At 65.2% G+C, this 20399-nt stretch carries 7 protein-coding genes; 1 reads left to right on the forward strand and 6 read right to left on the reverse strand.

From position 1 onward, the window contains the following. The first annotated feature begins 69 nt into the window (after nucleotides 1-69). The gene (locus ATK30_RS38930; RefSeq protein WP_101439707.1) at nucleotides 70-1929 is read left to right on the forward strand and encodes an N-6 DNA methylase; all 1860 of its coding nucleotides are present in this window, start codon (nucleotides 70-72) and stop codon (nucleotides 1927-1929) included. A 20-nt stretch (nucleotides 1930-1949) separates the two neighbouring features. On the opposite strand, the gene ATK30_RS38935 is transcribed toward ATK30_RS38930, so the two are convergent. Genes ATK30_RS38935 through ATK30_RS38960 form a run of 6 tightly spaced genes read right to left on the reverse strand, consistent with a single transcriptional unit; the run spans nucleotide 1950 to nucleotide 20288 of the window. After that, entirely contained in the window at nucleotides 1950-4103 is a 2154-nt protein-coding gene (locus ATK30_RS38935) for a UvrD-helicase domain-containing protein (RefSeq protein WP_101439708.1), read from the reverse strand. 9 nt (nucleotides 4104-4112) lie between these two features. Continuing rightward, nucleotides 4113-5312 carry an McrC family protein gene (locus ATK30_RS38940; protein ID WP_101439709.1) on the reverse strand — a complete coding sequence of 400 codons (1200 nt, stop codon included), beginning with the start codon at nucleotides 5310-5312 and terminating at the stop codon, nucleotides 4113-4115. Then, nucleotides 5309-7144 carry a DUF4357 domain-containing protein gene (locus tag ATK30_RS38945; protein WP_101439710.1) on the reverse strand — a complete coding sequence of 612 codons (1836 nt, stop codon included), beginning with the start codon at nucleotides 7142-7144 and terminating at the stop codon, nucleotides 5309-5311. Before ATK30_RS38945 ends, ATK30_RS38940 begins: the two co-directional genes overlap by 4 nt. Next, nucleotides 7144-11211, reverse strand: coding sequence for an Eco57I restriction-modification methylase domain-containing protein (locus ATK30_RS38950; protein ID WP_101439711.1), 4068 nt, complete (start codon nucleotides 11209-11211; stop codon nucleotides 7144-7146). Before ATK30_RS38950 ends, ATK30_RS38945 begins: the two co-directional genes overlap by 1 nt. Further along, nucleotides 11211-14102 carry a DEAD/DEAH box helicase gene (locus ATK30_RS38955; RefSeq protein WP_341867380.1) on the reverse strand — a complete coding sequence of 964 codons (2892 nt, stop codon included), beginning with the start codon at nucleotides 14100-14102 and terminating at the stop codon, nucleotides 11211-11213. Before ATK30_RS38955 ends, ATK30_RS38950 begins: the two co-directional genes overlap by 1 nt. Nucleotides 14103-14126: 24 nt before the next feature. Beyond that, a complete protein-coding gene (locus tag ATK30_RS38960; protein WP_101439713.1) occupies nucleotides 14127-20288 on the reverse strand; it encodes a protein kinase domain-containing protein in 6162 nt (2053 codons plus the stop codon). Nucleotides 20289-20399: the final 111 nt, after the last annotated feature.

The raw sequence follows: 20399 nt of genomic DNA on the forward strand, positions 1-20399 counted from the left end.
TCAATGTTCACAGTCAACAAGTTAATTCACGATGTGCTAAGCTAACGGTCAGTGAGTACGGAGGTGGGCATGTCAGACGAGGCAACCGTGACCTCGGCGGAGATCGCTCGGCTGGCCAACGTGGGCCGGGCCGCGGTGAGCAACTGGCGGAAGCGGCATCCGGACTTCCCGGAGCCGGTCGGCGGCACTTCCACGTTCCGCCGGGACGAAGTGGAGCAGTGGCTGCGCAAGCAGGGCAAACTCGCCGACGCGACCGCGGCCGACGCCGTGTGGCGGGTCCTCGACGCGCAGCCGAACGCACTCGACCTCGTCGCCGACCTTGCGGCTTACGTGGCCGACCAGCCCGGTACGAAGCCTTCGGCGGAGGTCCGCGACCTACTCGACGGCCTCACTGCATCCGAGCGCGCGGACCTCGTCGAAGCGCTCTGTTCCCGCGTGTTCGAACGGCAGCAACGGCAGCACCTCATGACGCCGACTGGCCTGTCGCATCTGATGGTCGAGCTCGCGGCCCCGCTCGCTGGCGTGGTGTTCGATCCTGCGTGCGGCTCGGGCAATCTCCTGCACGCGGCGGATCAGGCCGAGACACTCGTTGGGCAGGAGTTGGATCAGACCTTGGCCCGCCTGGCTCGCGCGCGCTTGAATGCCGAGATCGCTGTCGGCGATGCGCTCCGGGCAGACGCATTCCCGGACCTGCGTGCCGATACCGTCCTCTGCGATCCGCCGTTCGGATACCGAGATTGGGGCCACGAGGAGCTGGGCGTCGATCCGCGGTGGGAGTACGGCTTCCCGGTAAAGGGGGAGGCGGAATTGGCGTGGGTGCAGCACTGCCTCGCACACACGAAGCCCGGCGGCACCGTCGTGGTTGTTCTGCCGGCTAGCGTGTCCAGCCGCCGTTCCGGGCGGGTAATCCGCCAGGCGCTGCTTCGGCGCGGTGCGATCCGCGCGGTGGTCGCACTCCCGGCAGGGGCATTGATGTCGACGGGGATCGCCTTGCACCTATGGGTGTTGCGCAACCCCGCCGAGCAAGGCGTCGATCCGGTACTGCTCGTCGACGCCAGCCATCACCAGCCGCCGCGTCGGGGCCAAGTGGATTGGGCGTCGCTGGAAGCGGAGGTGCTCCAACCGTGGCGCGAGTTTCGGGAGACCGGTTCATTGACCGATATACCGGGCCGATGCCGGGCGATCGAGCCCATCGAGCTGCTGGACGAAGACGTCGACCTGACGCCTGCGTTGCACCTCCCACCCGTGCCGGTCGAACTCGATCTCACCGCGGTCGCCGCAGCGCAATCGCAGGTGATTCGTCTCCTGGGCGAGCTCGGCGAGCTGCTCCCGGCGGTGCGGCAAGCCCCACGAGCTACCCGGGTGATGACGACGATCCACGACCTGTCCCGTGTCGGGGCATTGATTCTGTTCCAGCAGGCCGGCCCGCTGAACACCCGCGAAGGCGCTGCCGGTCCGCGGGTGCTGACGGGCCGAGACGTCGTGGCCGGCGAGTCTCCGACAAAGCGCGTTTCTGCGTCAGAACACGTCATTCCGCTTCAGCGAGGTGACGTAGTCGTCCCGATGCTCGCGGCTGGCGACGCCGTTGTTCGCCCGGTCGTCATCGAAGAAAACGACCTGGCCCTGGGCCCGAACCTGCAGCTCTTGCGCGTCGACGAAACCCGTATGGACCCGTATTTCCTGGCTGGTCAGTTGCGCGGCGCGAAGCCACGGACCTTCTCCTCGACCCTGTCCGGGGTGCACCGGACGGATGTGCGACGGATCGAGGTCCCGGTGCTCGATCTGGAGCGGCAACGCGTGTTGGGGGAGGCGTTCCGGCGGATCGCAGCATTTCAGACGGGGGTGGAGATGGCGGCCGGGCTAGGGACGGAGTTGGCTGCGCAGCTGATCGAGGGGTTAGCCGACGGGGCCGTGGAACCGGGCGATTGAGCGGCTCTATCGCGTCCAAGTCATCTCGACGGACGACGAACCTTTCGCTCGGGAACAAAGGGGCTGGGGGTGCCGCTCCAGGACACCGCGAGCGCGTCGCGTGCCCGGGTGCACGCGACGAAAAGCAGGCAGCGCTCCTTGAGCAGGTCTGCTTCGTGCTGTTTCCGATCCACGTCAGCGGGCGTGATTTCCTTGGCGAACGGCACGACCTTCTCGCTGACGCCGACGACGGCGACGCATTGGAATTCGAGGCCCTTCATGGCGTGCATGCTTGCCAGACGCACACCTTCCACTTCGGTACGTGGCTGATCCTTGACTCGTTCGGTCGGCACCCCGTCGGCACGAAGCTGGTCTTGGACCTTGTCGAGAGTCAGGTTGAAGCGGGCGCAGACCGCGATCTCGTTCGAACGTACGCCTTGGTCGATCCAGGTGCGCACGAGTTCCGACACGGCCACCGCTTCGTCCCGCGCGGAGGAATAGCCCTCGGCGATCGGCCATTTGCCGTGCAGCAGCGAGCGATATCCGGTCAGGCTGTCGGTGCCGTCACCGCTCAACTCTTCGACCGGCGTCCCGTCGATCACCCCGGTGGCCCACGTCAGGATTTCCGCGGTGCTCCGGTAATTCACGCGCAGCCGGCTGCTGCGGCCAGCAACCGAGATGCCGACCGCGCGCAGCGAGACGTGTGAGTCGTAGATCCGCTGGTGCGGGTCGCCGGTGATGAACAGGTCGTCCGGGCCGGGTTCGACGGCGGCTCGCAGGACCCGCCACTGCGCCGGGTGGAGGTCCTGGGCTTCGTCGACGACGACGTGGCCGACGCGATGCTCGTTCGCGGTGGACAGCAGCTCGGCCGCGCGATCGCAGATCTGAAGGTGGGTGGTGGTGCCCGCAGCACTCAATTCGGCGAGGAACGCTTCGATAGCCGGCCAGACCCTCACCCGCTGGGCTTGCTGCAACGGCGCACCGCGGCCCCGCCGGTCTGCGAGCAGGTAGTCCTTGCGTGAGTGCACTTGCTGCGCCAGCACAACATGCCGGAATTCCTGCACCAGGAACTGCTCCGACCAGGGCAGATTCTGCGTGCGGATGATGCGCCGCCAGATCTGCCGCTCGTCCGCGTCGGTAATCGGGGACTGAGCGCGGCCCGAGATTTCCCGGACAACGCGGTTCGCGTAAGCGTCCACTGTGGTCACCTGCACGCGAGCCAAAAGATCGTCGTCATCCAGGAGCAGTGCGAGATTCTCTCGAAGGCTTTTCGCCAACGCGGTCGTGAACGTGGTCAGCAGCACTCGGGTGTCGGCGGACCGCGACAGCAGGTGCTTGACGCGGTGCAGAGCGACCACAGTCTTCCCGGTGCCCGGACCGCCGGTTACCTGGGCCGGCCCGTTGTAGGAAACCCGGTAGGCCACGCGCCGCTGCGACCGGTGCAGGAACACCCGCCAGGCTGCGAAAGGCTTCTCCAAGATCTCGGTGAGCTCGTCCGGGTTGGTGATCAGGGTGATCCGGCTGCGGGTGTTGACGATGGCGCGCGCGAGGCTGTCTCCAGTGTCGTCGGCATCTTCCGCAGGCCGTCGTTCGACCACGAGATCTCGGTAGACCTCTTCGGGCGTGAACCCTTCGGTGAGGAACTGCAAGACCTCGAACTGGTCTTCCGGCAGCAGACCACCGAACGCTTCCAGCTGTCCTTCATCGGTGATTGCCCGCGCTGCCCGCAGCACCTGGTCGTCGATCCCGAGGTCACGCAGCACCGTGTCGGAGTACTTGGCGAACAAGCGAGTCGGAGCCTCGCTCGCTGCCTGTTCGAGCGGCGGCGTGAGTTCCTCGATGGCGACGACGTTGCGTACTTCCACCGCGCGAGTGGCGCTGTTGATAGTGTACAGCCGCTTCGCCGCCCAGCCGTACGCGTCATCGTGGGGAACGACGTTGAGCAACAGGAAGACGTCGCTGCCGTCGTCGGGCGCGAGCACCACGCCGCGCCAGAAGTCGGTGATCCGGATGGTACGCATCCGAGGATCGCGCGCATTGTCGACCGACTCCAGGTGCAGGCCCTTGTCGGCGTGCAGCTCCGCGACGCTGAGCTGCTGGAACTTCTGCATCGCTTTGCGCACACCCGACTTGACCTGCTTCTCCAGCCGGTCGTAGGTGTCCCAGAAACTGTGCGCAAACGCGAGATTCGGCATGGTTGCGGATCATATCGCCGGGGCGAGAAAGCGAGCCAGTTTGCCCATCGACTGGCGCAGTTCCGCGGGCGGGAGTTCGAGATCGAGCGCGTGCTGATGAATCGTGATACCAGCGCGTCTAACCTGGTGAGAAGCTTGCGCGGCGACCCCTTTGGCGTAGACGAGATGGCCGGCAGGCAGGCCGAGCGCGGTGCAATACGCGAGCATCTGGTAGAGGTCGGCGTCGGGAAAGCCTTCCGGCTTCTCTGCCTTGTACTTGGCATCAGCAACCGCAAGGGGGGTGCCGTCGTCGGCGTAGTGGACGAAATCCGGGATGATGCGGATTTCCGCGTTGTCGTCGAGGTGGTGATGCGCTTGGCAGCGGCTGTATCCAGGGCGGGAAGACAGCGAATCACGAAGTGCTGTTGTCACGAAATCCTCGAACACGCGGGCCATGTCGAATAGGAATCCGCTCACCGTCACGTCACCGCGTTGGTTATCCACGGACGCTCCGCGTACCACGATGTCCGCCAGCCGGAGGGCCGCGTGGTAGCGGGCGTTGAGCCGGCTGGGATGCCATGTCGGCACCGGCGAGCCCCGTCTGAACGGCGTGACTTCGCTGAGGCGGGCGCGTAACCGAAGCAGCTTGCTCGTCACCTCGTTGGGGATCCCACCAGGGAACCGGAGCAACCGTTCGCATGCGGTCCGCAGAAGACGGTTTTCGGTGACGTCTTCGGTGAACTCGTCATGGCTGATTTCGAGCGGCAGCAGGCGCCCATGATGCCGACCGGCTTGTTCGCTCATCCGTACGCGGCCACGCATGACGAGGGACGTCTGGTCCACGGTTCGGTAGCCCTTCAGCAAGCCTTGGCGCAGGGCAGCGTCAGCCTGGACGGCGTAGAGCTGGGCGAGGGCCGGCAGCAGTTCTTGATCTTCTGCCACCTGGACGTCTTCTGTCCGCCAGCCCCTGGCGCTCAGGCTGAATCCGAGAAGGTACAGCAGCCGCGCGATGGAGACCTTCGGCGTGATGCGGAGCTCGATCGAGCCGCCCCCAGCCGTGTCCACCTTCGCCACGCCAACTCTGTTCTTGGCTCGGACGCGCCACCGGCCGGGGTTGAAGGGATCCGGTGCTGCCTCGACCAATCGCGATGCGGCGAGTGCTTGTCCCTCGACGTCCGAGATCGGTGTCGACAACTCTGGGCCGAACTCTTGGAGCTCGAGCACGGTCATGGCGTGGTCGGATCCGTCGGTCCGGTGCCGATTGCTCGGCGAAGTGAGGACACGCCGTAGCGTTTCTCGACGTCGATGTCTTCGCCGTAGTGATGCTCCTCCAGCAACGGCAGGATCTTCGTGCGCCAGGTCCGTTCCAGACCACCGTCGCGGTAGACGCCGCGTTTCATCAGATAGGACGGCCCGACGTGGAAGTCGGGGTCGGTGATCCGGGAGTTGAGCGCGTCGAGCAGGTCTGCCGGCTCGGGGTCCTTGCCCTCGTGGGCGAGCCAGCGCCGCAGCAGTCCGCGCGTGGGCTCCGTGCGCGGGGAGAGTTCCACGAAGGAGAAGCGGCGCCGCATGGCGGCATCGACCAGCGCGATAGAGCGGTCCGCCGTGTTCATTGTGCCGATCACGAACAGGTTGGGCGGCAAGGCGAAGTCGTGGCCCGAGTAGGTGAGCCGGACTGACCGGTTGCGGTACTCGAGCAGGAAGTACAGCTCTCCGAACACTTTGGCCAGGTTCGCCCGGTTGATCTCGTCGATCACCAGGAAATGCGGCACGTGCCGGTTGCCCTCGCGCGATGCCAGGTCGGCAAGTTCGCGCAGCGGCCCGGCGGTGATCCGGAACGCGACGTCACGGGTCTTAGGATCTTCTTGCGGGCGGAAGCCCTCGAAGAAGTCCTCGTAGGCGTAGGACGGATGGAACTGCACCAACTTGACTTGCTCCGGCCCGCCGCCGAAGAACTCGGCCAACTTCAGTGCCAGGTAAGTCTTTCCGGTGCCAGGTGGGCCGTAGAAGATGAGCTGGCGGTCGTCCCAGAGGAGATCGCGGACTTCGCTGAGCCACTCGACGTTGTGCACCAACAGATCTTCGGCAAGTTTCGCGGATGGTCCGGGCAGCTCGAGTTCCCGACGCGCGATCAGGGCCGCATGCTCCATACTGGAGTCATTGTCGCTGTCCTCGGCTTCCGCCTCGAGTTCCTGATCACTGCGCCCCAGCCCGGCGACCAGTGCTGCCACGTTGGTGAGGTCGACGACGTCCTGCTGGATCGACAGCTTCTGCTGGAGTTCCTCGGGCAGCTCGTCGTAGGGGTAGCCGACGCTCTGCCATTCCGCAGGGCGGCGCAGATTCGAACGGCCGCCGTCCGACTCGACCTGGACCGCGCTGCCGGTGATTTCGCCGAGATAGAGGTCGCCGTTGGAGATCGTGCACACCGTGTCGCCCGGCTTCATCCGAGACAGGAAGACATGTAGCTCGTCGACGAGCCGCTGCCGCTGGCTGTAGGTCAGGATCGACTCGTAGTCCTCGTCGACGATCACGCGGATGTTGTCCTTGGTCAGCTCCTCGCCGACCCCTTCGCGCAGGCGACTGCCGGAGAGCGTGATGAGGTTTTCCGGCAGCCAGAGCCGCTGGACGAGATCGAAGCCGGCCACATTCGACCCACGGACGAGCCAGGTCCGCGCCGCACCGGACCAGGGCGACTTGATGAATTCGTTGAGCGGGTATCCGTCGGAGGTTTTCCACTCGGTGAATCCGTTTGCTGATCGGCCGAGCAGGATTTCAGCCGCCGCCGACGGCGAGTTGCAGGTGATGTCTTCGGTCGTCTCGAGGTATCCCGGCCACGTGGCGGATTCGATGATCCCGCCAGCCGCGATCAGCTGCTCGCGCAACGCGTTCGACGACGACATGTGGACCGGGAAGGACGGAACCACTTCTGGACGGGCAGGCGAGCCAGCCAGGACCAGGAACTTCTGGCTGCCGTTGTTGCCCTTGTCCTCCAGCAGTCGACCGCGCGCGGTCGGCCCGCCCCTTGGAAGCCGGAGCTCGAAATCGGGGTACCTTTCGGGCATCAGGCCTCCTCGCTGTCTTTGTTCCGCGGCGGATGACGGGGGCCGTGGCCGGGTGGCGGGTTGAGCGTGGAGGTGTAGTTCTCGCCGTCGACGAGCGGGTTGTCGATACTGACGCCGGCCTCAGCCATGCGGTCGTACTCGGTGAGGATCAGGTCCTTGGTGCGGTAGGTGCCGTACTTGGCTTCGTCCTTGCGCTTGACGATCGGGAAGGTGTTGAGGATGTAGTCGACGTCGCCACGGTTGATTCCGTAGAGGTGGAAGAAGAGCGCGTCTAGTTCTGCGCGGATGATTGAGCGGCGGAGTTCTTTCCACTGGAACGGTGTGCCAGGATCTCCCTGATCGCGTGCGAACGTCTCCATATCGTATGTAGTGTATGACAGTTCTATCAATCGTGGTGTGACGAAAAGTGCGTGAGGTGAAGCCTGCTTCGGGGAAACTGTTGGAAATTGCTTGACGTAGAAGTAGTTGAAGTTTGTCCCCCCAATTTTCAGGCGTGCAATATAGTCGAGAACAAATGAGGATAAATTGACTAGAAGTATCCCTTGGTGAGCTGTCGTCTTGTTGAACTGGAGTATTGGTGCGCTATTTCCTAGGGCTACGCGAGGCAGTGCATATGGTGTAAAACTTCGCGCATTGGTAGGTGCTGTGATTGAAGAAAACGCAAACCACCAGCCGTTGCTCGCAGCGGGGGTGTACTTCTCCCCAACCCACGCGGCAGGGAGTGCGGCGAAAGCTGGATCCTCGTGTTCGGAGGTTGTCGCTGGTGAGGGTTGGTTCAACCTTTTCTGGGCGGTGGCGCTACGTACGACACTTGCAGCTCGATGGTCGAATAGATCGGCCATCATCCCTTGATACAAGGGGAGCATGCGTTCGGAGTCGCGGGTGAAGACGTTGCCGTGGAGTTGCCAGCCTTCCGGTTCCAGCTCGTCGCGACCGCGGAAGAGATGGGCGTCGTTTGACATGTCGAACATCCGCATGAACGACACGCCCCACGGATTACTTCCACCCTGGCCGCGCTCATCGGGCTCCTTGATCAGCACTGGGACGCGACGGTAGATGCCGAGGGTGATCTCGGCGTCGCGGCGGGAGCGGAATACCGGGCAGGTGCCGGTGTTGGGGTTGAGGAGCGTGATCTCGTCCGGGGTCAGGGCGAAAGCCTTGCCGGCGTCGTCCAGCTCCGTCGGGTCGTGTAGGAAGAACGCGAAGCTCGCAGCTTCCTCACGGACCTCGCTTCCGGCCAAAGACAAGGTGCAGAATTTCATGCGCGAGTCGACAGCTGGGAATAGTCCACTTCGATTCTCGAAGTCGTAGAGCGCGGCGAGTGATCCGCGATTCACTAGATCCTTGAAAAAATACTGGGTCGTCGCGTCGGTCGCGATGCCAGTTGGCACGATCACGCCCATGCGGCCACGCGGCCCGGTGAGCGTGCGGTCCGTCTCGGCGAAGACTGCGTAGGTGTTGATGTCACCGCGGCCAGTGAGCGGATAGCGACCACTATTGCGGAGTATGTGGCTCTCGCCTTCCGCTTGTCGTTTGGCCTCCTCGAACTCCTTATAGAGCTCGTGGCGTTCCGTGTTGCTCTTCAGCTGGGCGATCAAGTCTTTGCGTGCGGCCGCGTTTTTGGCGGTGGCGATCTTCTGGTCGCGTTGCGCGAAGAACTCTTGCTCTTGCAGTTTGACCCGCTCCCAAGGTGGGTTCCCGAGCACGCAGTCGAAACCGCCCGACCACCCGGCGGCCTCGATGGCGGTTCCACTGCCGCCCACGTCGAAGACTTCGGGGTATTCCAGGTGCCAGTGGAAGAAGCGATACTGCTTCGCAAGCCGGGCGACCTCGTCGTGGGTGCTTTGCGGTGCGGCGTCGGCCTCGGGGTCCTGGAGCGCTCGGAAGACATCCTCCGTCACGGCGCGTGGCGCGTCAGCCGCCTTGGGCCATAGGAACGCAGCACACCAAGCGTCCGCGATGTGGCGGGCGTGGGTGTACGCAGCCGACGCTTCCAGTTCTTGGAAGGCGGCGGCCTGTTGGTGCACGTCCGCAAGTAAATCCGAAGGTGCTGAGGTGATACGGCTGAGGTCGACGGCAAAGTTCGCGTTGGAAACCTTCACTTCGGTATCGAGGTCGAACAGCCCGAGCTGGTTCAGACGCTCGGACTTGTTCTGGCTGGACACCGCCCTGGCGATCTTCTTGTCGTCGCCCTCGATCGGTTTGAAGGCTTCATCCGGGATGCCGCCACGCATCAACGCGGGTGTCGCACCGATCAGCGCGTTTCCACACTTGACGTGTGCATCCAAGAAGCCCAGCGGCTTCCCTGGCTCCAACGCCTCCAGCCACAACGAGACCTTGGCCAGCTCAACGGCCATCGGGTTGATGTCGACTCCGTAAATGCACCGGCTGATGACTTCGCGCAGCGCGTGCTGGACGGCGTCGAGTGTCGGCTCGGGGTTGTGTTCCCGCACGGCAGCCACGCGCTTGGCAATGCGCCGCGCGGCGGCGACCAGGAAGTGTCCCGAGCCGCAAGCCGGGTCGCACACGCGCAGCGCAAGCAACTCGCCCACAATGAACTCGGAAGGGTCCGAATTGCCGGCCGCCGATGCGGCTTGCTCGGCACGTTTGACGGCGTCATCAAGTACCGGGTCCAACGTGGAATCCAGCAGGCATGCGATGAGCGACGACGGGGTGTAGTAGGAGCCGGTGGTCTTGCGCGCGTTGCCGGCGACATTGTCGAGGAGTGCGAACTCCCGGTCCACCGCACTGTGGCGGGGCACCAGTTCCAGCAGCGACTCGTAGATCGAGCCGAGCTCTTCGGCGTCGAGGTTGCGATAATCCACCGACCGCCAACGCCGGGCACCGATGTCCCGGGTCTGCGCGAGATGGCGCACCGCGGTCAGCAGGTACTCGTTGGAGAGCGAGAGTCCGCGAAGAGGGGCATCCGCGTCGTTGTCGTCGAAGATGCCGCCGAGACCCGGCAGACCCAGCTCGGGGCGGCCGTTTTCGTCCCCGAGCGCGTCGAGGACGATGCGCAGCGCCTGATACAGATCGTCGTGCGCGGTGCCCCGGCGACGGCGCGCGTGATCGCGCAGTCTGGCCGTGGAGAAGTACTGGGCGTACCGCTCGCGCGTCTGCTGATCGACGTCCGGCTGGTGGAGCTTGTCCCGGTCTTCGGCAACGAAGACGAACAGCATCCGGTACACAAGGCGCAAGAGCGCGGCGTGCAGCTGAGTGACGTCCACGGACTCGCGCAGGGCGGTGTTCGCAGGATGCTTGAGGAACCCGGTGCCCAGGGCCATGATTGCGTTCTGGACGCCGATGCGCAAGCTGTCGAGCGCACGGGTGCCCGATGCGATCGCTTCCAGTCGCCACTTCTCCAGCCAGCACGTCGACGGAGCAGCTTCTGCGGCGATCGCGAACCGCGTGACGTGCAGCAGTCGGTAGAGCAGGACGAAGTCGCTGAACAGTTCGCCGTCGAAGATCGCGTCCAGGTCGAACTCGATGTATGCGGCGGTCGCGAACGCACTGGAGTCCCGCAACAATCGCAGCTGCCTGCCGTTGGTGACCACTCCCCACAGATGCGCGTCCGTGCGGTTGAGCAGCTCCTGGACCAGAGACTGGGCCGGCACACTGCCCGGACCGCTTGGCCGACGGTCCAGCGAGACGTTCCATTCTGTCAGGTGGATCGGCACGTGGTTCCAGCGGTGGCTGATCGCGAAGGACTTCGTGCTGTCGTCCGAAACGAGACCGGTCGAGTCGAGCTTTGTCAGCTGCCCGAAACCGAACTCGCCGAATAGGGGCAACAGCCATTGGGTGATCGCGAGGCCCATGGGGTCGGCTGGGGTGTCGGCGGCCGGCGCGGACGGGAGCTCCTTGCGCAGCTCGGCCCACAGGGATTTTAGGTAGTCCCAGTGCCGCTCGGCGTCGTCGCGGACCGAGCGTGCGCCGACGACGTGGTAGTCGCCGGGCAGCGAGCCGGAGACGTCCTTGCCCTCGGAAATGCGGACGAGCATGTCGGCCGGCAACAGGCCGCCGACGGTGTGGACGTTGGGGAAGACCTGGCTTCGTGCTGCGCTGGACATCAGGCGGCCCCTCCCGAGACCGGCAAATAGACATAGGCGCCGAGAATGTCGGCGGGCTTCTGCGCGACGACATTCACACCGCGGACGATTTCGGCGGACGCCTGCCGGACGCGGCGATGCGAGGTGAGCAGCTCTTCGGCAAGTTCGTCGCCGTGCACCGCAAGGTGCGGCTTCGTGGCGTCGAGGCTGTCCAGTACCCGCCGCATGGTGCGGACGGCGAAGTCGCGGTCGGTGTTCTCGTCCGCGGTGACATCTGCCAGCGCCAAAGCATCGTCAGAGGAGAGCCACGTCGCGTTGGCGGGGGAGCCTTGGAACGCCAGCAGCCGCGCATCCTCGGCCACCAGTTGGCGTTCGCCTACCCGCGACGGCAAGGTCAGGTGGAACCGGTACCGCACGAGAAGCAAGGTTGTCCGGGTGTCGACGCTCTTGGTTCGGATCACCCCGCATCGACGTGCTGGACGCAGGCTGGTGGTGTTTTCGTCCAGCGCGGAATTCAGCACGTAGCCGGCGATCGCGCCGACGACCGGGTCGGTACGCACCAGCGCGGCTTCGCCCCGGGCTACCGCGGCGGTCGTCCGGAACGGCACCGGACGACCCGACTCGACGGCGTTGCCGCCGACAACCGGCGCGACTGCATCGCGCAGGCCGACGGGTGTGCCGCTCAAGTCGGCGGTGAACCCGTTGTCGTCCTTCCGCAGCACGGCTTCCAACGAGGCCAAGGCTTGCCGGGTGAAATTCTGGACCTCGTCGGCCCGGCCGAGCGTTTCGCGGACAGCCAGCACTTCCTTGGCGACTTCCTCTGGCCGGATCGCGCGCTGCGCGAACCTCGAGCGCGAAGCGGTTTCCCGTTCCGCGGCGGAATTCCAGTCCGCCTCGAGCTTTCCGGACATGGCATTGATCGTTTCGACGTCGAACAATGCGGCCTGTTCCGGGCTCTCGTGGCGCATCAGCAGCCACTCGACGACGGCGTTGGTGACACCGGAGGACGATTCGTCCGGTACCGACACCGAGATGCCGAGATCCTTGCGGATCTGCCGGTGCTTCTTGATCAGCACCTCGAGCACCTTGCCGTCGATGCCGTTGTCGCTGCCGTACAAAGTGATGACCTTGACGGTGTCACGTTTCTGCCCGTAGCGGTCGACGCGGCCTTCTCGCTGGTCGTGCCGGGTTGGATTCCAGGCCAGGTCATAGTGCACGACGGCGTCGAAATGGTGTTGGAGGTTGACGCCTTCGGAGAGACAGTCGGTCGCCACCAGGACTCGACGTGCGGCGGGGTCCTCCCCGGCTTCGTCGGCGAGCTCCTCGATCCTCTGTAAACGCTGCTGAGGCGACAGCGTGCCCGTTACCGAACGCACGACCGTTTTGCGCCCGAGCTTGCCGTCGAGCTGGTCGGCCACGTAGTCAGCCGTCGGGATGTACCGGCAGAAGACAATCGGGTGATAGCCGTCGGCCAACAGGGCCTTGAGGTGCTTGACGAGGGCGACCAGCTTCCGGTCCTCGCCGACGCCCTCGAGCTCGGCAGCGCGATCGGCTAGCTCGGACAGCCGGACGCTTGCATCGTCGGTCTCCGCTCCCGGGGCAACGTCGAGCCCCTCCAACGCATCTGCGTCGGCGGCATCGCGCGTCAGAGGAGCGCCGAGCCTGTCGGCTTCTTCTGCGGTCGCGGCAGCTGCGGCGGCGGACCGGGTGCGCAGAGTCTGGGCAGCTGCCCGCGGAGACGACACCAGCGAGCGCAGCAAGGCGATCGCTGACCACCAGGCGATACGGGCCTCCCGCTTGCCTCGGTCGCCGGCCGCGGTCACGCGCTCGCTGGCATAGGCGATCGCGTCGTCGAGCAACGCCCGGTAGGCCTGTGACAGTTTGTAGGTCTCGTCTTTGAAGTAGCGGTCCGCGGGAAACTTCGTGTCCTCACGGAGGTTGTCGTTCGTCAAACCGTCCTCGGTCGTGAGGAACTGGCGGACATCCGCCCGTTTGCGCTGTACGAAGTGAGTGGCCAGCAGTCGCCGTCCGCCGTCGGAGTCCAGTTGGACGTGTGCGAGCTCGGGCCGGAGCAGACCGAGCAGGGCGCGAAACGCGCTTTCCTTGCCGCTGTGCGGAGTCGCGGTGACGAGGAGCAGGTGCCGGTCTTCGTCCGCGGCGATCTTTTGCAAGAGCTCGTAGCGGAGCTGATTCTGCGTGGCCGCGCTCTCTTCGGCAGCGACACAGGTGTGCGCCTCGTCCACAATGACCAGGTCCGGGCAGTGCCGGACGAAGTCGTCGCGGTGCCGGGTGGACTTGATGAAGTCGGTGGACACGACCACGTGCGGGTGCTTGTCGAACAACGATTGCCCCAGGTCGAGCCCACGCTCCAATTTGGACACTGTCGAGGCGAGGACCAGCTCGGCGTCGATGCCGAACTTCGTCCGAAGCTCCTCTTGCCACTGCTCGGCGAGCGCGGGCGAGCAGAGCACCGCCAGCTTCCGCGCGCTTCCCTGGGCAAGCAGTTCACTGGCGATCAGCCCGGCTTCCACCGTCTTGCCGATGCCAACGTCGTCCGAGATCAGGAGCCGGACGACCCGCTGACGCAGAGCCATCATCAGCGGAACAAGCTGGTAGGCCCGCGGTTCGACAGCGATCCCGGCGAGAGAACGGAAGGGGCCGGCACCCGAACGGAAACCGATCCGCAGCGCGGACCGGAGCAGACCGGCGGCGAGCGCGTCACCGAGATCATCCGCTGACGGAGGCTGGAACTTGGCGCTGCGGATCTCCTCGAACGCCGGGAACACGGCGGCGACATCGTCGTCCGAACCCCCGAGCGGACGCAGGACGAGCATGTCTTCGGCGCTTTCGGGGAGGACGACCCAATCCCGCCCGCGAGCAGACACCAGCGAACCGGCGGTGTAGGTGGACATCAGTGCGGTGGCCTCATTCCTCGATCAAACGCCCACGCCGGGCCCGAAAACATGCCGATTGTCCTTCACGACCGCGGGCCAGTCGTCGTCATACCGGAATCGCACGACGTCCCAGCCCTTGTCGTACAGGCGTTCTTCCGCGTCGGCGTCGCGCTGCGAGATCACCTCGTTGTCGTGCACCGGACCATCGATGAAGACGGCCACCGGGGCACCGGGCAGAAGGTAGACATAGTCGGGACGGGCGAGAGCCTCAGCGACGAACTCTTGTGTCTGGTCCGGCAGCCGGAGACCATGCTCCTTGAGCCATTCGACGAACTTCCGCTCGAGACCGCTCTCCGCGTGGTCGGCCAGCCGGGCCATCTGCTCCGATCGGCTCTCGCCTCGCCCCTCCGGCACGGTCCGCGCCTGCGCGAGACGTACCAGCAGGTCCCGGACTGAATGCCGGTCAATCTCACCGTGATCAGACTGGTTTCCGTAGGTGAGCAGGCATTCGTAGCAGCCACGCGCACATGGCCGGTCGTTGGTCGGGCCGCCGAGGTCGTTGCCGTCGCCGTCGAAGTGACAGATCTCCAGGGCCGCCTTCGCGGCTGCTGCAAGAGCCCCTGGCTCGGATTCCATCAGGCGCAGAACGCCAGCCCCGCCTTCGGCAGCTTCAGTGAACAGCAACCGGTCGCGCGGCCCCTCGTCCGGTGGCAGCAACTCGCTGGTGAGCTCGGAATCCTCAAGTTCGTACGCCGCCTCGATACCGCGCTCAAGGGCGTACATCAAGGAGACGGCGATCGACCGGTCCAGCGCCTCTGCGAGCTTGATGACGAGAATGTTGCGCCGATCTTCCACATAAGGGATGACCCGCTTCTTCCGGCGCGACTCGTTCTCGCGGTCGTCGACCACCGGCAGCTCGCTTGAGTCTCCGGCGGCGTCCGCGGCGTCCCGCTCGTTCATCCAGCGGCCGTCGGCCGGGTCGAGCCAGTACCCGTCCGGCTCGTCCTCTTTCGCGCGCAGACGTCCGAGGTTCGTGATCCGGACAGTCGCCGAGTCACCGTAGATCACAGTGGCCAGTTTTCCGAGGTCATCGGCGGCCGACGCATCACGGCGGCCCGGCCGGTCTCCGTGGTCCTGGAAGCGGTAGGAGGTGACTAGCCGGAAGCCGGCGCGACGGCGCTCCTCCTCGTCCGACGAGATCCGTTCGCGTCGGCGCGTGTACACCGTGTGCAGCTGGAGCAGGCCGGTGGTGTTCATGGCTTTCGGCTCGTTGCACAGCTGGCACCTGTCCGCGTTGTCGCTCTCATTGTGGTGATAGCCGCACGAGACACAGCGCCACGCCGTGGTGGTTACGACGTCACCGGTGCCCTCTGGCGGCAGCTGGATGCGGGTGACCTGGTAACGCGCGCCTTCGTGGTAGATCAGCGCTCCCGGACCGAACTCGCGGATCGCGAGGAATCGTGGGCGCTGCAAGTAGTCGCCGTCGCTGAAACGTCGCCCGGACGACGGGATGTAGGCCGCGAGCGGCAGCCGCGGGAAGGAATAGCCGGGCAGGAATCCTTCGCTGGCCAGGTACCGGTACGGGTTGAAGTCGGACAGCACCGAGTTCCGGTCTACGCTCTCGTTCTTGAGCAGGTTGAGTTGGGTTTCTGCCTCATTTCTCCGCTTGACGGCGATACCGCGGTCACGTTCGGACAATGTGTGGTCGAGAACGCGGCGGTTCTGCTCGGCCTGGTCGCGCAAGGCAGCTTTGTACAGTTTGCGCCAGCGCTCGAAAGCGTCTTTGAACTGGTGCGCTGCGCCGCGTGCGGCCTCGTCTAGCCACTGGTCGTCCCACCAGGCCGTCTCGGCGAATTCGGTCTGCAACGCACCGAACACGGCACGAGCGGCGACGGTTGCGCGGCGCTGCGCGTCGGGGTCGAGCCGCGCCTGGTCGATGTGGCTATGGAGGGGCAGCTCCGGGTTGGGGATCCGGGCACCCTCGTCGTGGCTGATGTCGATGATCTCGGGAATCGCTCGGCCGAGCTTGAGGCCAACCTCGGCGAGCCAGATGGCCTGGACGTGCGAGCGTACGAGATCCTCGTTGGTCAGGTCGAGCCGCGGACGGGTGATCACCCCGGAAACCATGCGCTCCGAACGCCGGAAGTAGTACTGGTCGTGGCTGTTGCCGGTCGCGCAATAGGTCGTGACCAGGGCTGGCTGCCCGGACCGGCCGGCCCGGCCGCTGCGCTGCGCATAGTTGGCCGGCGTCGGCGGCACGTTGCGCATCATCACCGCGTTGAGCTCTGCGATATCGACTCCCAGCTCCATCGTGGGGGAGCAGTAGAGCAGTTTCAGATCTCCGTTGCGGAACTTGTCCTCTCGGAGTTCCCGTTCCGGTGGCGGCACCTGGGCAGTGTGTTCCTTCGCCGACAGCCCCGCGAGCGCGCCGGCGGCGTCCCGATAGAGGTCACGGAAGAATGTATTCACGCGGGGACCCTCGCCACCTGCGTAGGTGCGGGTCAGCGGGTCGTGCGCGCCGGACATGCCGGTGTCGGCCTTCCAGACCAGCGCGACGGCGGACACCCGGTATCCGGTCATCGTCTGGCGCGCCGAACGAGGGAACCGGCGAACGAACGGCGGCGCGACCTCCACCTCGGTCACCAATTCGGCTTTTGCCAGTACCTTGAGCACGTCGCTGATGATCTTTTGGAGGTCGTCGGGAGTCGCCTCTTTGAAGTACGACCGCTTGAGGAACTTCCCGACCTTGCTGCGCCCGGAGACGAACAGCGCGTTCCGTTCCATCCCCGGCCGGGAACTCTGCGGGAACGCGGTCCCGACTTGTGCGCGGTCGTGCGACTGGGCCAGCACCCATGGTTCGATCAGGCGTTCTTCGCTGGCCCGCTGTAGGTTGTCGAAGTCGTCACGGAAATACTGCACGTCGATGGCGAGGCCGCGGCGCAGGTGGTCCAGCAGCGTCCGCATGATCTCTTCGCGCTGCTCCGGATCGAGGCGGGCCAACTCCGGATCGGCCTGGGCCCAGCGGCCTTCTTCGTTCGCGAGCCAGGCTAGGTCCTCGTATTCGATCTTCAGCAGACCGGTCTGCTCGAGGTTCGGCATGGTGACCCGCCAACCGCGTTGCAGGTCGGTGTAGAGCCGGAAAGCGATCACGTCTTGCAGGGTCTTGGCCGCGTTGCGTTGCAGCGCAGGTGCCTGGTCTTCGTTGCGCACGTAGTCGGAAGCCGCGAGGTTCAGCGCGGCAGCGACCCGGGAAGCGAGCTCCTCGTGCCTGAGCCCGTCATCACCGGCGTCGAGCACCGCCCGGTAGAGCGCCGAGCGCAACTGGGTGACCTGCACGAAGTCGTTGAAGTGGCCTGCCTGCAGAGATGCGTCCTGCCGGTTGTCCACAAAGGTCAGCAGCTTGCGCGCCTTCTTGTCGAGCGCATCGGCAGGGACCTGCTTGAGAGAGCGCAGGATCGAGGCGGACACGAGCGACGTCGCGGAAGAACGTCCCTCCTGATCAAGCGTGGCGAGCTTGGCGAAGTCCTTGCCGCGCACCTGCTCGTAGCTCACGTTGCACTGCAGGCAGAACCGGAAGGGAGCCGGGATAAAGGTCGCGGGCAGATCGCCGGCCCCTTCGTTCCCGTAAACATCGACGGTGACCGAGACCGGGACCCGTTGACGGCAGGAGTCCTTGACTACCTCACCGCGGACGTCGTCGAGTTCCAGCCACGAGTCGGGAAGGCGACGATCGGCGATGGCCCCCTCGATGGTGTTGGGCCACGGCCGGGCCGGGTCGATGTACAGGTATCCGTCCTCGGCGCTGCCGCCCGTTCCCGTGGTGTCACGACGCGGCTCGTAGACGATGCTGCCGTGTTTCTCCCGCCGCCACACGGTCAGATACTCCTGGCCGCATTCGCGGCAGAAAGCGACTGGAAGCAGGATCTTGCCGTTCGAACCGGGCTGGATCCGTTGATACTCCCGCGTCAGGTGGCGCTCCTTCTTGCCCTCCAACGTGACGTAGACGGTGTCGCCCTTGGAGAGAAACTGATGCAACCGGAAGGCGAACAACGGTCGTTCGGTGTTCGGGTTCCTGGCCTCGGAGCCAGCCTTCAGCGTTTCCCGGATCGCGGCCGCGCACTGGTCCGCCTCGACCCCGCTGGCTTCCGAGAGTTCCTTGGCAGCTACTTCGATCTTGGCGGGCTTGCTTCGGACGAGATGGCCAGCGTCATCGACGGCGAGGCCGAATCGGGTCTCGATCCAGCGGGCCAGCGGGTCGGCGACCAGGTCGGCGTAGGCACGCGGTGCGTGCTCGCTCTGCAGTCGTTCGGCGGGAACCACGGCAGGCGCTTCCAGCGTGGCTCGCTCGAGCGTTTCGCCGATGACGTGGTCGGAGCTCACCTCGGTGCCAAAGAGAGTGGTCGCGACGGTTGCGACAACATCTTTCTGAGCTGCGACCGTGTCCTCGCTGGACATCGTCGCGGACGTGCCGATGCATTGGAGATTCCCGGCTTGGCAGGCCTGCCGGACCCGACGGATGAGCAGCGCGACGTCGGCCCCCTGCCGCCCCCGGTAGGTGTGCAGCTCGTCGAAGACGAGGAATTCGAGGCCCTTCGCCATCCGGATGAGCGAGCGCCGGTCGTCCGGCCGGGTCAGCATGAGTTCGAGCATCACGTAGTTGGTGAGCAGGATGTCCGGCGGATTGTCCCGGATTTGTTTCCGTCGCTCGTCGCCCTCCTGCCCGGTGTAGCGTGCGTAGGTGACCGGCTCGCGGCCCTCGCCGTACCCGTCGAGCAGGAATTTGTCGAGCTCCTTGAGCTGGCTGTTGGCAAGGGCGTTCATCGGATACACGATGATCGCGCGGACGCGTTTGCGCGCCTTCGCGCCCTCTTGCGCGCGCTCCTTCAGTACCCGGTCGACGATCGGCACGATGTACGCGAGCGACTTGCCGGAGCCAGTTCCTGTCGTCAGGACGTAGGAAGCGCCTGATTGCGCGACCTCGATGGCCTGCCGCTGGTGGCGATGGAGCGTCAGCGGGCGGCCGTCGCAGACTGTGCTGTCGGGTTTCTTGCCAGCCTGGAAAATGCGTGAGCATTCCTCATGCAGGAGTCCCTGAGAGGTCAATTCGGGAAGGTTTCCGCCGGAGGCGAAGAAGGGATTCAACGAAAGCCACGGGTCCGGCCATTGAGACTTCGTGTCGAGGGTCTGCTCGACGAACGCTTTGATTGCTGGATCCCGGATGACCGTGCCGCCCTCGGTGAAATCACGGTAATCCTTGATGAGCTGCTGGTGGATGCCGAACACGTCCATTCCGTTCAGCATCGGCCGCTCGGCGGGCTTGGCAGGAGCCGAGGAGATGGGGTCGCGCACGTCGTTGACCCACTTGACCGGGTCGAGCGCTTCCCAGCCGGACACGGACGCGTCGCCGGTCGCCAGGGACAGCAGCAGCTCGCGCACCGCGACCGCATCGACCGGACGTTCGTCGGGCTTCTTGGCCAGGAGCGTCTCGACCAGCCGCACCAATGGACTGGGCGCGTCCGGACGCAACAGTGCGACCGATGGGGGAGGCTCCGTTCGGTGTTTCTGGCCGAGCTCGTAGCCGGACGGGCTGGAGAACGGTGGAACCCCGGTCAGGAACTCGTACAATACGCAGCCCAGCGCGTAGAGGTCGGCGGCAGGACCGACAGCTGAATCCTCGAACTGCTCGGGTGCCATGTAACGGGCGGTGCCGACGGTGACGCCCGAGCTGGTGATCCGGTCGTCATCCGTTCCGTCGATGATCAAGCTCATCCCGAAGTCGAGGACCTTCGCTGCGCCGCCCTGGACGAGCATCACGTTGGACGGCTTCAGATCGCGGTGGACGACGCCCTCGAGATGCGCCGCGGAGAGGGCATCGGCTATCTGCGCGCCCAAAGCTGAGACCCACGCGACCGGCAGCTGAGGATGTTCGACGACCAGGTCATCCAGAGACCGGCCGTCCAGGAGCTCCATCGCGAGATACGGGAGGCCGGTGGCGTCCACGCCGCCGTCGACGAGGTACGGGATGTTGGGGTGGTGCAGCCGGCGCATGATCTTGACTTCACGCGCGAAGCGGTCGGCCGAGGTGCCCAGTGCTGTCGCGTCGAGCAGCGTGTTCCAGCGGGTTCGCAGGATGAGCTTGACAGCGACCTTGTCGTGATCAGGAGCCTCAGGCTGCATGTCTTCGGCTCGGTGGACCTCGCCCATGTTTCCCCTGCTGATGGGCGAGAGCAGCTTGAACCGCCCCGCTACAAGTCCTGAGTTCGCTGGCACTCTTGCTGGCCCTCCCCGGGTGATGCTCCACGGCCTGGTACGACC

The organism is Amycolatopsis echigonensis (assembly GCF_002846615.1).
GTDB lineage: Bacteria > Actinomycetota > Actinomycetes > Mycobacteriales > Pseudonocardiaceae > Amycolatopsis > Amycolatopsis echigonensis.

Excerpts from the sequence above, each read along its gene's own strand:
- ATK30_RS38930 (WP_101439707.1), top strand. The coding sequence starts at position 70 with ATGTCAGACGAGGCAACCGTGACCTCGGCGGAGATCGCTCGGCTGGCC.
- ATK30_RS38935 (WP_101439708.1), bottom strand. The coding sequence starts at position 4,103 with ATGCCGAATCTCGCGTTTGCGCACAGTTTCTGGGACACCTACGACCGG.
- ATK30_RS38940 (WP_101439709.1), bottom strand. The coding sequence starts at position 5,312 with ATGACCGTGCTCGAGCTCCAAGAGTTCGGCCCAGAGTTGTCGACACCG.
- ATK30_RS38945 (WP_101439710.1), bottom strand. The coding sequence starts at position 7,144 with ATGCCCGAAAGGTACCCCGATTTCGAGCTCCGGCTTCCAAGGGGCGGG.
- ATK30_RS38950 (WP_101439711.1), bottom strand. The coding sequence starts at position 11,211 with ATGTCCAGCGCAGCACGAAGCCAGGTCTTCCCCAACGTCCACACCGTC.
- ATK30_RS38955 (WP_341867380.1), bottom strand. The coding sequence starts at position 14,102 with ATGTCCACCTACACCGCCGGTTCGCTGGTGTCTGCTCGCGGGCGGGAT.
- ATK30_RS38960 (WP_101439713.1), bottom strand. The coding sequence starts at position 20,288 with ATGGGCGAGGTCCACCGAGCCGAAGACATGCAGCCTGAGGCTCCTGAT.